This window comes from Stenotrophomonas maltophilia (genome assembly GCF_047782825.1).
GTDB lineage: Bacteria > Pseudomonadota > Gammaproteobacteria > Xanthomonadales > Xanthomonadaceae > Stenotrophomonas.
In genome coordinates this window covers 1544026-1558077 of sequence record NZ_CP180589.1, presented here as the reverse complement: position 1 = coordinate 1558077, position 14052 = coordinate 1544026, and the positions used below count along the sequence as shown (strand labels likewise).

The window sequence follows — 14052 nt, the reverse complement described above, 5'->3', positions numbered from 1 at the left end:
CGATGCGCATCGGCAACGACCGATCCCAGGATGAGCCGCATATCGATCTGGTTCCGCTGATCGACGTCATCCTGGTGCTGATCATCTTCTTCGTGGTCACCACCACCTTCGATGCGCGTTCGACGCTGCAGGTGCAGCTGCCCACCGCCAGTGACCAGCACAACAGCGAAGCCCCGCGTTCGCTCAGCGTGCTGATCAACGCCGATGGCCGCTACTTCGTCAACGACCAGGAAGTGCTGCGCACCGATGTCGAGTCGGTGAAGCAGACCATCGCGGCGGTGGCCGGCAGCGACCGTGAACAGACCGTGCTGCTGCGCGCCGACGCGCGCACTCCTTACCAGGCCGTGGTGACCGCGCAGGATGCGCTGGGCCAGCTCGGCTTCCGCCGTATCGCAATCGCAACAGCGCCAGAGGTGCGTCCATGAGTTCCAAACACGCGCCGGTGTGGCCGATCTACAAACGACTGCTGGGCTATACCCGGGCCTACTGGGTGTTCATGGTGGCCGCGGTCATCGCGATGGTGGTCGAAGCCCTGGCCGGCTATCACTTCACCAAGCTGATGGAGCCGCTGGTCAACGAGGGCTTTGTCGACCCGCAGCCGCGCGCTGCCGTCGTGCTGCCGCTGACCATCCTTGGCCTGTTCCTGATGCGAAGCCTGGCGACCTGGGTCAGCGATTACACGCTGGCAAAGACCGGCCGCAGCGTGGTCCGTGACCTGCGTGAGCAGGTGCTGGACAAGTACCTGCACCTGCCGTCCTCGCACTTCGATACTGAAGCGACGCCGGTGATGGTCAGCCGCCTGAACTTCGATACCGAACAGGTCACCCAGGCCAGCGCCGATGCGCTGAAGACCATGGTGGCCGACACCCTGACCATCATCGCCATGCTGGTGGTGATGCTGCAGATGAGCGTCAAGGTGACCCTGGCCATGTTGCTGGTGGTGCCGCTGATCGGCGCCATCGTGTCCTACGTCGGCAAGCGCTACCGGCGCATCAGCCGCGGCATCCAGGACGGCATGGGCACCATGGCGCAGACCGCCGAGCAGTCGCTGGCCGCGCAGCAGGAAGTGAAGGTGCACGGCACCCAGCAGCACGAGATCGGCCGCTATTCGCGCCTGGCCAACCGCATGCTGGCGCTGAACATGAAGGTGGAAGTGACCCGTGCGGCGGCCTCCAGCGTGGTCCAGTTCCTGGCCGCGCTGGCGCTGGCGGTGATCGTCTGGGTGTCCACCCGCGAAGCGCTGGCCGGCAAGCTCAACGCCGGCCAGTTCATGGGCCTGATGACCTCGATGATGGCCATCATTCCCTCGCTGCGCCGCCTGACCAGCGTGCAGACCTCGATCTCGCGCGGCGTGGCCGCGGCCGAACGCCTGTTCGGCATCATCGACATGCCGGTCGAGCGTGACCAGGGGCGCAAGGCCCTGCAGCGTGCACGCGGCGAACTGGCCTTCGACCATGTCATGCTGCGCTACCGCGCCGACAGCGGCATCGCCCTGGACGACATCACTTTCGTCGCCAGGCCCGGTACCGTCACTGCCATCGTCGGCCGTTCCGGCAGCGGCAAGACCAGCCTGATCCGGCTGGTACCGCGCTTCTACGAACCCAGCGGCGGCGTAATCACCCTCGACGGCGTGGCCCTGGATGACTACCCGCTGGCCGACCTGCGCCGCCAGGTGGCCATGGTCGGGCAGAAGGTGATGCTGTTCGACGACACCATTGCCGCCAACATCGCCTACGGCATGGATGCGACCGATGAACAGATCCGCGCGGCGGCCGAAGCGGCCAATGCCTGGGAATTCATCGCGCGCATGCCGCAGCAGCTGCAGACGCCGGTGGGCGAGAACGGCGCGCTGCTGTCCGGCGGCCAGCGCCAGCGCCTGGCGATCGCCCGCGCGATCCTGCGTGACGCGCCGATCCTGATCCTGGACGAAGCCACCGCCGCGCTGGACAACGAATCCGAGCGCCTGGTGCAGGACGCGCTGCAGCGCCTGATGCCCGAGCGCACCACGCTGGTGATCGCGCACCGCCTGTCCACCATCGAACACGCCGACCAGGTGCTGGTGATGGACCACGGCCGCATCGTCGAGCGGGGTACCCACAAGGAACTGCTGGCAATGGGCGGCCTGTACCAGCACCTGCACAGCATGCAGTTCCGCGAAAGGCAGGACTGATGGCAGGCAAGGGCACCCAGACCCCGCCGTACTGGTATGACGGCAGCCCGGTTCCGTGGCCGATGCGCCTGCTGGCCCCGCTCTATGCGGGCGTGGCCGGTCTGCGCCGGCGGCTCTACCGCCGTGGCTGGTTCAAGCGCCATACCCTGCCGGTGCCGGTCATCGTGGTCGGCAACATCACCGCGGGGGGCACCGGCAAGACGCCGCTGACCATCGCCCTGGTCGACCGCCTGCGTGCGGCCGGCTGGAAGCCGGGCGTGGCCAGCCGTGGTTACGGCCGCGAAGAAGCGGACAAGGCACGCTGGGTGGAAGCGGATACGCCCACCGCCCTGGGCGGCGACGAACCGGTGCTGATCGCCTGGAAGACCGGCGTGCCGGTGCGCGTGGACAGCGACCGCGTGGCGGCCGGCAAGGCCCTGATCGCCGCCGGCTGCGATGTCATCGTCTGCGACGACGGCCTGCAGCACTACCGGCTCGAACGCGATATCGAGATTGAAGTGGTCGACGCCCAGCGCCGCTACGGCAACGGCAGGATGATTCCCGCCGGGCCGCTGCGCGAGCCGGTCAGCCGCGCCGACGAATGCGATTTCCGCGTGGTCAACCTGGGCCAGGCCGATGAGGCCAGCGCTGCCCAGGCCTGTGGTTTCGGACAGTGGCCGATGGCCCTGCACATCGACAGCGCGCAACCGCTGGCCGGTGGCCGCGCCCGGCCGCTGGCGTACTTCGCAGGCCAGCGCGTGCATGCGGTGGCCGGTATCGCCCATCCGCAGCGCTTCTTCGACATGCTGCGCGCACGCGGCATCGGCGTGGTGCCGCATGCCTTCGCCGACCACCAGGCTTACCAGCCGCAGGACCTGTCTTTCGGCAGCCAGCTGCCGGTGCTGATGACCGAGAAGGACGCCGTGAAGTGCCGCGCCTTCGGCAACGACTGGCATTACGCGGTGCCCCTGCGCGCGGAGCTGCCGGCCGCCTTCTGGGTGGCCCTGACCGACCGCCTGGACAAGCTGCGCCCGAACTGAGCGGCCGGGCGGCGCTTGCATTCGCCCGCCGCCGGCCGCATTCCTGCTGTATCGCGCCTGCCGAGTACCGCCCGCATGACCGAATTCGTTGTCGCCATTCCGGCCCGCTATGCCGCCTCGCGGCTGCCGGGCAAGCCGCTGCGCCTGCTGGGCGGCGAACCGCTGGTGCTGCATGTGGCGCGCCGCGCGCTGCAGGCCGGTGCCCGCGAGGTCTGGGTGGCCACCGATGACACCCGCATTGCCGACGTGCTGGATGGGCTGGACGAGGTGAAGGTGGCGATGACGGCCACCACCCACGCCTCCGGCACCGACCGCCTGGCCGAATGCGCGCGCATCGCTGGCTGGGCCGACGAAACCGTGGTGGTCAACCTGCAGGGCGATGAACCCTTCGCACCGGCCGCCGGCATCCGCGCGGTGGCCCAGGCGCTGGTCGAGGGCGAGGCGCCGATGTCGACCCTGGCGACCACCGTCGAAGATGCCCACACCCTGTTCGACCCGAACGTGGTGAAGCTGGTGCGCAACGTGCGCAACGAGGCGATGTACTTCAGCCGCGCGCCCATCGCCTGGCACCGCGATGGGTTCGCGCACAGCCGCGACGTGCTGCCGGACGGCCATCGCTGGCTGCGCCACATCGGCATCTACGGCTACCGCGCCGGCTTCCTGCAGCAGTTCGCGGCCATGCCGCCGGGCCAGCTGGAACAGGTGGAAGCGCTGGAGCAGCTGCGCGTGCTGGAAGCCGGTTTCCCGATCAGCGTGGCGATTTCGCCGGAGGCCTTCCCGCCGGGCATCGACACGCCGGACGACCTGGCCCGCGCCGAGGCGCTGCTGCAGTCGATGGCTGCGCGATGAAGCTGCTGGTGGTCTGCCTGGGCAACATCTGCCGCTCGCCGATGGCCGAAGGCGCACTGCGCGCCCGCCTGCAGGACTCGCCGCTGGACGGCCGGGTGCAGGTCGATTCGGCCGGCACCGGCGATTGGCACGTGGGCGAGCCGCCGGACCGGCGCGCCATTGCCTGTGCCGCGCGGCATGGCGTGGACATCGCCGGCCTGCGCGCCCGCCAGCTGCAGGCGCAGGACTTCGACCACTTCGACTGGATCCTGTGCGCCGACGAGGCCAACCTGCGCGATGCCGCGCGGCTGGCCACGGCGGCCCAGCGCCAGCGCCTGTCCCTGTACCTGCCATGGTCGGGCGGGCAGGGCCCCGCCGCCATCCCCGATCCCTATACCGGCGGCCAGGACCACTTCGAACGGGTCTGGGCCATGGTCGACCAGGCCGCCGAACGTGCCGTGGCACGACTGTTGCATGACGCCGACTCCGGCATAATCAGGCCATGAACGCACAGCCTGTCCAGGACCTGCCCGAGTTTGCCACCTGGCTCAATGCCGCCCCCTGCACCCTGACCGAACTGCGCGGTCGGCCGGTGGCGCTGTTGTTCGTCAACGCCGCATCGGCCTGGAGCATGCAGCGCCTGGCCGAGTTCGGCCAATGGCTGTCGCGCAACCCCGGCCGCCTGCAACCGCTGGTGCTGCACGTGCCGCGCTTCGATTTCGAACGCAATGCCGAGGCCGCGCTGAAGCTGCTGCGCCGGCAGGGCCTGTCGATGCCGGTGCTGCTGGATGGCGACTGGGATGGCTGGCGCCGCTTCGGCGTAACGGCCTGGCCGACGATGATCCTGCTGGACGCACAGGGCCGCGAGCAGCAGCGACTGGTCGGCCTGGGCGCAGCCGGTGATCTGGAGCGCGCCCTGAACGACCTGTGCGAAGGTGCGCCGATGGCGCCGCCGCGCGGCGGCAGCGAACTTCATCCCGAACTGCCCCACACGCTGCGTTTCCCGGCCGGTCTGGCGGTCAACCGCGATCGCCTGTACATCGCCGACAGCGGCCGCCATCGCATCCTCGAATGCAGCCATGGCGGGCGCGTGCTGCGCCAGTTCGGGCTGGGTACCGCCGATTTCATGGACGGCAACCTGGCCGAGGCCGCCTTCCATCGCCCGCAGGGGCTCACCCTGGAACGTGAATCGCTGTACGTGGCCGACACCGGCAACCACGCCGTGCGCCGTATCAACCTGGCCACCGGCCAGGTCGATACGCTGTGCGGCAATGGCCGCCCCGGCACGCCGGTGGAAGGCCCGGTGGCGCAGCCGCGGCAGGTCGCGCTGGATCATCCGGTGGGCCTGGCCATCGCCGACAACCAGCTGCATATCGCCATGGCCGGTGACAACCGCCTGTGGAGCTTCCACCTGGGCCTGCGCAGCCTGCAGTGGCGCGCCGGCAGCGGCGCCATCGATGAGCGCGATGGCAGTGGCCACATGGCCGCCTTCGCCCAGCCAACCGCGCTGGCGGTGGTGCAGCAGGTGCTGTACGTGGCCGACGCGCTGGGATCGTCCATCCGTGCGGTGCAGCTGCGTGGCGACCTGGTGCAGACCCTGATCGGGCAGGGCACCTGGCGCTTCGGTGAAGACGACGGCCCGCGCTCGCAGGCCAGCCTGCAGTTCCCGCAGGCCATTGCCCTCAGCCCGGATGCGCCGGTGCTTTGGATTGCCGACACCGGCAACGGCCGCCTGCGCACCCTGCGCCTGGGCGGTGGCGATCTGGTCACCCTGCCGTTGCCGCGCCGCCTGCACGGCCCTGCCGGCCTGGCCGTGGGTGCCGGGGCGGTGTGGATTGCCGAGACCGACGCGCACGCCGTGCTGCGTTTCGACCCCGAAAGCGGCGTGCTCAGCGAAGTGCCGATCAGCGAATGAATGCAGGTTCCGCCCCGGCCTTCGATGGCAAGGCCTTCGCGGCCCAGTTGAGTACCGCCCCCGGCGTGTACCGCATGTACGCCGCCGACGACACCCTGCTGTACGTGGGCAAGGCGCGTGCGCTGCGCAACCGCGTGGGCAGCTATTTCAACGGCAGCCCGAAGAACGCGCGCATCATGTCGATGCTGTCGCAGATCGCGCGGATGGACGTCACCGTCACCCGTTCGGAAGCCGAAGCACTGCTGCTGGAAAACCAGCTGATCAAGTCGCTGTCGCCGCGCTACAACGTGTCCCTGCGCGACGACAAGACCTATCCGCACGTACTGCTGACCCGCGAGGACTGGCCGCGCATTGCCCTGCATCGTGGCCCGCGCGCCATTCCCGGCCGTTACTTCGGGCCGTACCCCGGGGTGACCGCAGTACGTGAAACGCTGAACCTGATGCACAAGCTGTTCAAGCTGCGCAGCTGCGAGGACAGCGTGTTCCGCAACCGTTCGCGGCCCTGCCTGCAGTACCAGATCGGCCGCTGCAGCGCGCCCTGCGTGGACCTGGTGCCGGCCGGCGAGTACGCCGAATCGGTGCGCCGTGCCGCGCTGTTCCTGGAAGGCAAGAGCGATGAGCTGACCCGCGAACTGGGCGAGCAGATGCAGAGCGCCAGCGAAGCGCTGGAATTCGAGCAGGCCGCGCGCCTGCGCGACCTGATCGCCTCGCTGCGCAGCATGCAGACCCGCCAGTACGTGGATGGCCGCGCCGCCGACCTGGACGTGCTGGCCGTGGCCATGCAGGGCTCGCAGGCCTGCGTGCTGCTGCTGGCCTTCCGTGATGGCCGCAACCTCGGCACCCGACCGTTCTTCCCGCGCACCAATGGCGAGGAAAGCCCGGAAGAAGTGCTGGCCGCCTTCGTGTCGCAGTACTACATCGAATTCGAGCCGCCGCGCGAGATCCTGCTGGACCGGCAGATTCCCGATGCCGATCTGCTGGTGGCCGCGCTGTCCGCCTCGGCCGAGCGCAAGGTGCAGCTGAAGTGGAGCGTGCGCGGCGAACGCGCCGGCTACCTGGAACTGGCCAGCCGCAACGCGCAGCTGACCCTGCTGACCGAGGTCAACAGCCGCAACGCGCAGCACGCGCGCAGCGAAGCCCTGCGCGAGATGCTGGGCTTGGCCGAGCCGGTCAAGCGGGTGGAGTGCTTCGATATCAGCCACACCATGGGCGAGGCCACCGTGGCCTCGTGCGTGGTGTTCGATGCCGCCGGCCCGGTGCGTGCGCAGTACCGCCGCTTCAACATCAGCGGCATCGAGCCCGGCGATGACTACGCCGCCATGCGCCAGGCCATCGACCGCCGCTTCCGCCGTGCGGTGGAGGAGCAGGGCGTGCTGCCCGATGTGCTGCTGATCGACGGTGGTGCCGGCCAGCTGGCCCAGGCCCAGGCCGCACTGGCCGACCTGGGCGTGGAAGGCGTGCTGCTGGTGGGCGTGGCCAAGGGTGTGGAGCGCCGTGCCGGCCACGAGGCGCTGGTGATGCCCGATGGCCGCGAACTGCGCCCCGGTGCCGCCAACCCGGCCCTGCAGTTCATCCAGCAGGTACGTGACGAAGCGCACCGCTTCGCCATCACCGGCCACCGCGGGCGCCGCCAGAAGGCACGCATGACCAGCAAGCTGGAAGACATCGCCGGCATTGGCCCGCGCCGGCGTGCCAGCCTGCTGAAGCATTTCGGCGGCCTGGTCGGCCTGAAAGCGGCCGGTGAAGCCGAAATCGCCAAGGTCGAGGGCATCAATGACGCCCTCGCTGCACGCATCTACGCTAACCTGCACGGGTTGGCCACGCCTGACCCGGCCGAGTAGAGAGAGAAGCAAGCCGCATGAAGTTGACCCTGCCCACCTGGCTGACGTTGTTGCGGATCGTGATGATCCCGGTGCTGGTGCTGGTGTTCTACCTGCCCTACACCTGGACCAACTTCGCGTCTGCGGCGATCTTCGGCCTGGCCGCGATCACCGACTGGCTCGATGGCTGGATTGCCCGCCGCTACCAGCTGGAATCGGCGTTCGGCGCCTTCCTGGATCCGGTGGCGGACAAACTGATGGTGGCCGTGGCGCTGTTCCTGATCGTGCAGGGCCACCCCACGCCGTGGATGGCGTTCTGGGCGGCGGTGATCGTCGGTCGTGAGATCGCGGTATCCGCGTTGCGCGAATGGATGGCCGAGCTGGGCCAGCGCGCCAAGGTGCGCGTGGCGATGATCGGCAAGGTCAAGACCACCGCACAGATGGTGGCGCTGCTGTGCCTGCTGTATTCGGTGGCGCCGAACGTGCCGGTGGATGACATCTGGATGGGCCCGCCGGTGTTCCATATCGGCGACTGGACCCTGGCCATCGCCGCCGTGCTGACCCTGTGGTCGGGCCTGCAGTACCTGCACGCAGCGTGGCCGAGCCTGCGCGACGACGAACGCGCCGCACGCGAGCGTGCGCGGCAGAAGAAGCTGGGCAACTGAGCACCGGGGTCGGATCCCTTTCCGCAGGAAAGGGCTCTGACCCCACGGTTGCATCCATCCACGCATGGCGTGGATCTACTGGGTTCGATGCCTCCACGGAGGGCGTGGATCGGTCCGGCTCGATGTATCCACGCATGGCGCGGATCGACCCGGCTCGATGTATCCACGCATGGCGTGGATCTACTGGGTTCGATGCCTCCACGGAGGGCGTGGATCCACCGGCTTCGATGCATCCACGGAGGGCGCGGATCGACCCGGCTCGATGTATCCACGCATGGCGTGGATCTACTGGGTTCGATGCATCCACGGAGGGCGTGGATCCACCGGCTTGGATGCATCCACGGAGGGCGCGGATCGGCCCGGCTCGATGTATCCACGCATGGCGTGGATCTACTGGGTTCGATGCATCCACGGAGGGCGTGGGTCCGCCGGCTTCGATGCATCCACGCATGGCGCGGATCGGCCCGGCTCGATGTATCCACGCACGGCGTGGATCTACTGGGTTCGATGCATCCACGGAGGGCGTGGGTCCGCCGGCTTCGATGCATCCACGCATGCTGTGGATCCACCGACACATCGCGCGCCGTAGTAGATCCACGCCATGCGTGGATACGCCATGCCGAAGCACCACAAAATTCCCCCCCCAAAAAACCGCTTGACGCCATTCCCAGAACAGGTAGAATTTCGCCTCCCAAGCGGGAATAGCTCAGTTGGTAGAGCGCAACCTTGCCAAGGTTGAGGTCGCGAGTTCGAGTCTCGTTTCCCGCTCCAGATTCAAGAAGAACGCTCCCGCAAGGGGGCGTTTTTCGTTGTGGGTCACCGAGGCGCATTGAGCTGATTGTGGCCTGGGTCTGGGAGTTGCTCGATGTTTGTGTGAAGGCATGGGGCATCAACGCTTGTTCGTCAGGCCAGTCGACCACCGCCGCGAGCCTGACTTGGTCTCAGGCACGTCCACTGTCAATGGAAAAGGGCCGAGGCGGGTGGGCAGCTAGCAGGGCTTGCCATTCACCTGCGCACGAGGCTTGGTGTCCTCCAGGAAAATTCCCATCCATGCATCCATTACACTGAAGATATCAATGCCGAATTCTGGAGTTGCAGGATTCTCATGCCACCAGATCAGGCCACCGGAATGCCCATGGCTGTCGGCATTCACTGCGAGATAGTCTCCGCCACCGTTCGAAAATACGGTGATCCAAGCTGCCGCAAAAGAGTCGTCTGCCTCATCGACCAGTTCCGAGACCCGTGACTGGTCAACAAGGCGTTGCGGTCCCATGGAGCGCGCAGGGAAGAAGGTGTACCCGTCGTGCACTTCGCGATAGAAGTCCTGCAGTCTGCTGGGCAGATGTTTGAACTGAAAGGTCTCTGTGGATCCATCTTCGACGGGCCTTCCGCCTACGTAGTAATAGAGGCTGCTTCCGTCGTGAAAGATATATGCCAGCTCAACGTCATCACCTAGCAGTAGTGCGGTGCCCAGCAAGCAGTCGTTGAACAGTGCAATTGTCGATGGGAGCTCATTGGAGAATGAATTCCAGCTATCAGGGAACACCGGGGCGACCTCAGGCCTGAGTCCGAAATTCTCCCAGCTTCTTGGCAGTGTTACCCCTCGAGGAATCTCCTTGAGTTCCAGGAAGACCTTGTGCCGAGGGAATGTATCAGCGAGGTTCCGGGTAATGTCGTCAAGCGTAGTCACTTTCTTTTTTCCCGTGCTGACCGGAGACCAATCCTGTAATTCAATCGTACTTCTGCTTGACGAATCCATCAGTCCCAAACGTCTGGATCAGTATCTGCCGGGTCATTTGGCCGTGCGCCCGTTCCGGATGGGTTCTCGTACCTTGCTACATTGAGCGGGAAGGGACCATGCAAATAGTCCGAAAAGGGTGGGGGCAAAAGCTCATGTTCGTATGCAGCGCGAACGTGTCCGGCCGACGCGAAACGGCCAGCCAATCTTTGAGGTAGTGCCAGCCCTCAGACGCAAATCGATCTGTACCCTGCGGAATAGCTCAGTTGGTAGAGCGCAGCCTTGCCAAGGTTGAGGTCGCGAGTTCGAGTCTTGTTTCCCGCTCCAGATTTTTCGTTATGCGCGTCAGTGCCCGCGCAGATCAATCATCGTCCTGCGCCGACGCGCGCGAACGCATGCCGGTGATGCGCGCTTCCTCGCGTGCCACCTGGCGGTCCGCAAACCATTCCTGCACGTCACCGGCAAAACTCGCCGGGCGTCCCTTGCCCTGCACGCCCTCGGCAATCGAGGCCAGGCTGGAACGCGCCAGTTCTTCGCGCATGGCTTTCTGTGCGTTGATCATCACCGCATGGATGCCGCATACACCGCGGTTGGCCCAGCGGGGTGGGGCACCGTCGAACAGCGCGCAGCGCCCACGAATCTCCTGGCAGTCGAACAGCGCCTTCTGCCCTTCAACGGCGTCGACCACATCCAGCACGCTGATGTCTTCGGGCGCACGCGCCAACTGGTAGCCGCCGCGGATGCCCCCGGTGGATTCGACGATGCCCGCCTTCTCCAGCTTCGGAAAGATCTTCGCCATGAAGGCCGCCGGCACGCCCTGCAGTTCGGCCAGGTCGCGGCTGCTGGGCCGTTGCTCCAGCGGTGGTACCAGCCACAGCAGGCAGTGCAGGGCGTACTCGACACCCGTTCCGATATGGGCCATGGGACCGGTCCAGAAAAATATAACGCGGACTATAGAGGCCTGAGTTACCGGCCGCAAGCGCGCGGCACCCCATGCAGGACATTGATTTCATTGGCGTTGTGGCTGGGAAACACTGCCGCCTGGGGCGCGCTGGGCTGAACGGCGCCGCCATCAGGTGCTTGTGGCACATAACGCGGACTCATATGATCCGCGTTATGTGCCGCGCCGGCCCGGCACATCAGCCTCGCCCGTGCCCCTTGCGCACCGGGCGCCCGAACTCTGATTCCCAGAAGGATTTCCACCCGTGTCCCAACGCATTCTTGTCATCGGCGCCGGCTTTGCCGGCATGTGGAGCGCGCTTGCCGCCGCCCGTCTTCTCGACCAGGCCGCGCGCCGTGATGTGGAGATCGTGCTGGTTGCGCCCGCGCCGGAACTGCATGTGCGCCCGCGCCTGTACGAAAAGGGGCCGGAGCGCATGAAGGCGCCGCTGCAGGCCATCTTCGATGCCGTGGGCGTGCGCTATCTTGCCGGCCGCGTCGAACACATCGATGTCGCCAGCCAGCAGGTGCAGGTGATCGGCGCCGGTGCGGATGCCGTCGTGCAGACGCTGCACTACGACCGCCTGGTGCTGGCAGCCGGTAGCCGCCTGAATTGCCCGCCCATTCCTGGCCTGCAGCAGCACGCCTTCAACGTCGATCAGATTGCCGATGCAGCACGCCTGCAGGCGCACGTGGAAGGCCTTGCTGATCGCCCGCAGAGTGTTGCCCGCAACACGGTGGTGATTGCAGGCGCAGGTTTCACCGGCATTGAAACGGCGGCCGAAATGCCCGCACGCCTGCGCGAGGTGCTGGGTGCCGATGCGGCCGTCGAGGTCATCCTGGTCGAGCGCGCCGATGCGCTGGGCCCGGACCTGGGCGAAGGCCCGCGGCCAGTGATCACCCAGGCCCTGACCGAGCTGGGCGTGTCCTGGCGCCTGGGCTCGGGCGTGGCCCGCGTGGATGCCGTGGGCGTGACCCTCGAGAGTGGTGAGCGCATCGACGCCGCCACCGTCATCTGGACGGCGGGTGCGCGCGCCAGTGCATTGACCGAGCAGATTCCCGGCCAGCACGATGCCGTCGGTCGCCTGCATGTGGATCGCACCCTGAAGGCGAACGGTGTCGACGCAGTGTTCGCTACCGGCGACTGCGCGCATGCCGCCACCGATGACGAAGGCAACGTGGCGATGATGTCCTGCCAGCACGCGATGAACCTGGGTCGCTCCGCCGGCCACAACGCTGCCGCTGACCTGCTGGGGGAAGCGATGATTGACTATGCGCAGCCCAAGTACGTGACCTGCCTGGACCTGGGGCCGTGGGGCGCGGTCTACACCGAGGGCTGGGATCGCCAGGTGGTGCTGGCCGGTGCCGAAGCCAAGGCGCTGAAGACCCGCATCAACACCGAATGGATCTATCCGCCCACGGGTGAGCGTGCGGAGATCCTGGCGTCGGCGGATCCGCTGCGGATCGTGGTGGCCTGAGAGCGGGGCGAAGGGTTTCCAGATAGCGCCTCCGCAAAGGGGGCGCTGTTCGTTCTTCATCCCCACTTCACCCACACCCCATCGCCCCACCATCGGCGCTGGCGAAGCTGCATCCCTCGTTTTCCGCAGGCGATGCCGCCATGCCTCACCCCACATCCGGCTACGACCACGACGTCGTCATCGTCGGTGCCAGCTTCGCCGGTGCCGCCTGCGCATTGGCCGCCGCACAGTACGGCCTGCGCGTCTGCGTGCTGGAGCGCAAGTCCGACCCCGGCGAGCGCCTGCACACTACGGGCATCGTGGTGAAGGAGGCCATCGAGCAGACCTGGTTGTGCCACATGCCCGAACACCTGCAGCAGCGTGTGGAGCGCGTGCGCCTGTACTCACCCAACCTGCGCAGCGTGCGGCTGGCGGCCCCGGGCTACTACTTCCTCACCACCGATACCCCCAACCTGATGCGCTGGTTGGCTGCTGAGCTGCGCGCCAGTGGCGTGGACCTGCGCCTGCAGCAGTCCTTCAGCCACGCCGTGCGCGAGGGGGATGGCTGGCAGGTGGAGGGGGCAGGGCGCTGCGCCTACCTGGTCGGTGCCGACGGTGCGCGCTCACGCGTGGCCCAGCGCACCGGGCTGGGGCAGGTGCGCGACATGCTGTACGGCGTCGAGCGCGAGTTCGACGGCCTGCACCTGAGCGAAGGCGATGCCCTGCATTGCTTCGTCAGCCGCCACTTCGCGCCGGGCTACATCGGCTGGGCGGCACAGAATCCCACCGGCGTGCAGCTGGGGCTGGCCCTGCGCCACGATCCTGCGCGTGCCTGCGCACCGGATATGGAGGGCTTCATCGAACATGTGTGCGGGGTGCTGGGCATTGCGGCGGACATCAGCCCCAGCGGCACTCGCGCGGGGCTGGTGCCCTGCGGCCTGCCGGATGGCCCGATCACCGGCCACCGGCTGATCCTGACCGGCGATGCGGCCGGCATCGTCTCGCCGCTGTCGGCCGGCGGCATCCATTCGTCGTGGCGGCATGGCTGGGCGGTAGGCGATGCCATCGGCCTGCACCTGCGCGGCAAGGGGCCAGCGGCCGAGCAGGTGGCCCGCCGGGTGGCCCCCAGCTTCCGCCGCAAGCGCGTGCTGCGCTGGGCGATGGACCATCTGCAGCGGGACTGGCCGCTCAACGCGCTGCTGCGTACCGCCGCGACGCGGCGCGTGGCCGAGCAGATCTACTTCCACCGGCGTGGGGTGCACGCCTGATCGGGAAGCTGAACAACGCGCCGCCGAGCGCCCGAAAAATTCAGTTGACGCCGTGCAGCAATATCGACACAATAGCGCTCCTTCGACGCAGGTCGAACGGAATCTGCGGGAATAGCTCAGTTGGTAGAGCGCAACCTTGCCAAGGTTGAGGTCGCGAGTTCGAGTCTCGTTTCCCGCTCCAGATTCAAGAACAACGCTCCCTCACGGGGGCGTTTTTCGTTTGTGCCCTTGGC

The 14052-nt window shown here is 67.1% G+C and carries 12 protein-coding genes and 3 tRNA genes; 13 read left to right on the top strand and 2 right to left on the bottom strand.

Going from position 1 to position 14052, the window contains the following annotated elements:
* The first annotated feature begins 2 nt into the window (after positions 1-2).
* From ACM2ZB_RS07230 to ACM2ZB_RS07190, 9 genes are all read left to right on the top strand, one after another.
* Positions 3-425 carry a biopolymer transporter ExbD gene (locus tag ACM2ZB_RS07230; RefSeq protein ID WP_313438463.1) on the top strand — a complete coding sequence of 141 codons (423 nt, stop codon included), beginning with the start codon at positions 3-5 and terminating at the stop codon, positions 423-425.
* A complete protein-coding gene (gene msbA / locus ACM2ZB_RS07225) occupies positions 422-2170 on the top strand; it encodes a lipid A export permease/ATP-binding protein MsbA (RefSeq protein ID WP_416057982.1) in 1749 nt (582 codons plus the stop codon). Before ACM2ZB_RS07230 ends, msbA begins: the two co-directional genes overlap by 4 nt.
* Positions 2170-3189, top strand: a complete 1020-nt coding sequence (gene lpxK, locus ACM2ZB_RS07220) for a tetraacyldisaccharide 4'-kinase (RefSeq protein WP_313438457.1) — start codon at positions 2170-2172, stop codon at positions 3187-3189. Before msbA ends, lpxK begins: the two co-directional genes overlap by 1 nt.
* A gap of 75 nt (positions 3190-3264) precedes the next feature.
* Complete coding sequence (gene kdsB, locus ACM2ZB_RS07215) at positions 3265-4038, top strand: 3-deoxy-manno-octulosonate cytidylyltransferase (RefSeq protein WP_416057981.1); 774 nt, start codon at positions 3265-3267, stop codon at positions 4036-4038.
* Positions 4035-4523, top strand: a complete 489-nt coding sequence (locus tag ACM2ZB_RS07210; protein WP_416057980.1) for a low molecular weight protein-tyrosine-phosphatase — start codon at positions 4035-4037, stop codon at positions 4521-4523. Before kdsB ends, ACM2ZB_RS07210 begins: the two co-directional genes overlap by 4 nt.
* Positions 4520-5932, top strand: a complete 1413-nt coding sequence (locus tag ACM2ZB_RS07205; protein ID WP_416057979.1) for a hypothetical protein — start codon at positions 4520-4522, stop codon at positions 5930-5932. Before ACM2ZB_RS07210 ends, ACM2ZB_RS07205 begins: the two co-directional genes overlap by 4 nt.
* Positions 5929-7773: an excinuclease ABC subunit UvrC gene (gene uvrC / locus ACM2ZB_RS07200; RefSeq protein ID WP_313438447.1), complete on the top strand. Its 1845-nt coding sequence runs from the start codon at positions 5929-5931 to the stop codon at positions 7771-7773. The genes ACM2ZB_RS07205 and uvrC overlap by 4 nt, the downstream gene beginning before the upstream one ends.
* Positions 7774-7790: 17 nt before the next feature.
* Positions 7791-8417 carry a CDP-diacylglycerol--glycerol-3-phosphate 3-phosphatidyltransferase gene (gene pgsA / locus ACM2ZB_RS07195; RefSeq protein ID WP_313438444.1) on the top strand — a complete coding sequence of 209 codons (627 nt, stop codon included), beginning with the start codon at positions 7791-7793 and terminating at the stop codon, positions 8415-8417.
* A 695-nt stretch (positions 8418-9112) separates the two neighbouring features.
* Positions 9113-9188, top strand: a tRNA-Gly gene (locus ACM2ZB_RS07190).
* A 217-nt stretch (positions 9189-9405) separates the two neighbouring features.
* Here the strand turns inward: ACM2ZB_RS07190 and ACM2ZB_RS07185 are convergent.
* On the bottom strand, positions 9406-10107 hold the full coding sequence (locus tag ACM2ZB_RS07185) for a hypothetical protein (RefSeq protein WP_416057978.1): 702 nt from the start codon (positions 10105-10107) through the stop codon (positions 9406-9408).
* Between the two features lie 300 nt (positions 10108-10407).
* Here ACM2ZB_RS07185 and ACM2ZB_RS07180 point away from each other — a divergent pair.
* A tRNA-Gly gene (locus ACM2ZB_RS07180) sits at positions 10408-10482 on the top strand.
* Between the two features lie 34 nt (positions 10483-10516).
* Here the strand turns inward: ACM2ZB_RS07180 and ACM2ZB_RS07175 are convergent.
* Positions 10517-11077, bottom strand: a complete 561-nt coding sequence (locus ACM2ZB_RS07175) for an Rrf2 family transcriptional regulator (protein ID WP_313438434.1) — start codon at positions 11075-11077, stop codon at positions 10517-10519.
* A gap of 283 nt (positions 11078-11360) precedes the next feature.
* On the opposite strand from ACM2ZB_RS07175, the gene ACM2ZB_RS07170 reads away from it, so the two are divergent.
* The 3 genes from ACM2ZB_RS07170 (at position 11361) to ACM2ZB_RS07160 (ending at position 14000) form a co-directional block, all read left to right on the top strand.
* Entirely contained in the window at positions 11361-12572 is a 1212-nt protein-coding gene (locus tag ACM2ZB_RS07170) for an NAD(P)/FAD-dependent oxidoreductase (RefSeq protein WP_416057977.1), read from the top strand.
* 140 nt (positions 12573-12712) lie between these two features.
* Positions 12713-13819, top strand: a complete 1107-nt coding sequence (locus tag ACM2ZB_RS07165) for an NAD(P)/FAD-dependent oxidoreductase (protein ID WP_416057976.1) — start codon at positions 12713-12715, stop codon at positions 13817-13819.
* A 105-nt stretch (positions 13820-13924) separates the two neighbouring features.
* A tRNA-Gly gene (locus ACM2ZB_RS07160) sits at positions 13925-14000 on the top strand.
* The last annotated feature ends 52 nt before the right edge of the window (positions 14001-14052 follow it).

Bases quoted from the DNA above. Each gene is read 5' to 3' on its own strand.
- ACM2ZB_RS07165 (WP_416057976.1), top strand. From the start codon at position 12,713: ATGCCTCACCCCACATCCGGCTACGACCACGACGTCGTCATCGTCGGT.
- ACM2ZB_RS07175 (WP_313438434.1), bottom strand. From the start codon at position 11,077: ATGGCCCATATCGGAACGGGTGTCGAGTACGCCCTGCACTGCCTGCTG.
- ACM2ZB_RS07205 (WP_416057979.1), top strand. From the start codon at position 4,520: ATGAACGCACAGCCTGTCCAGGACCTGCCCGAGTTTGCCACCTGGCTC.
- uvrC (WP_313438447.1), top strand. From the start codon at position 5,929: ATGAATGCAGGTTCCGCCCCGGCCTTCGATGGCAAGGCCTTCGCGGCC.
- ACM2ZB_RS07230 (WP_313438463.1), top strand. From the start codon at position 3: ATGCGCATCGGCAACGACCGATCCCAGGATGAGCCGCATATCGATCTG.
- pgsA (WP_313438444.1), top strand. From the start codon at position 7,791: ATGAAGTTGACCCTGCCCACCTGGCTGACGTTGTTGCGGATCGTGATG.
- lpxK (WP_313438457.1), top strand. From the start codon at position 2,170: ATGGCAGGCAAGGGCACCCAGACCCCGCCGTACTGGTATGACGGCAGC.
- kdsB (WP_416057981.1), top strand. From the start codon at position 3,265: ATGACCGAATTCGTTGTCGCCATTCCGGCCCGCTATGCCGCCTCGCGG.
- msbA (WP_416057982.1), top strand. From the start codon at position 422: ATGAGTTCCAAACACGCGCCGGTGTGGCCGATCTACAAACGACTGCTG.
- ACM2ZB_RS07210 (WP_416057980.1), top strand. From the start codon at position 4,035: ATGAAGCTGCTGGTGGTCTGCCTGGGCAACATCTGCCGCTCGCCGATG.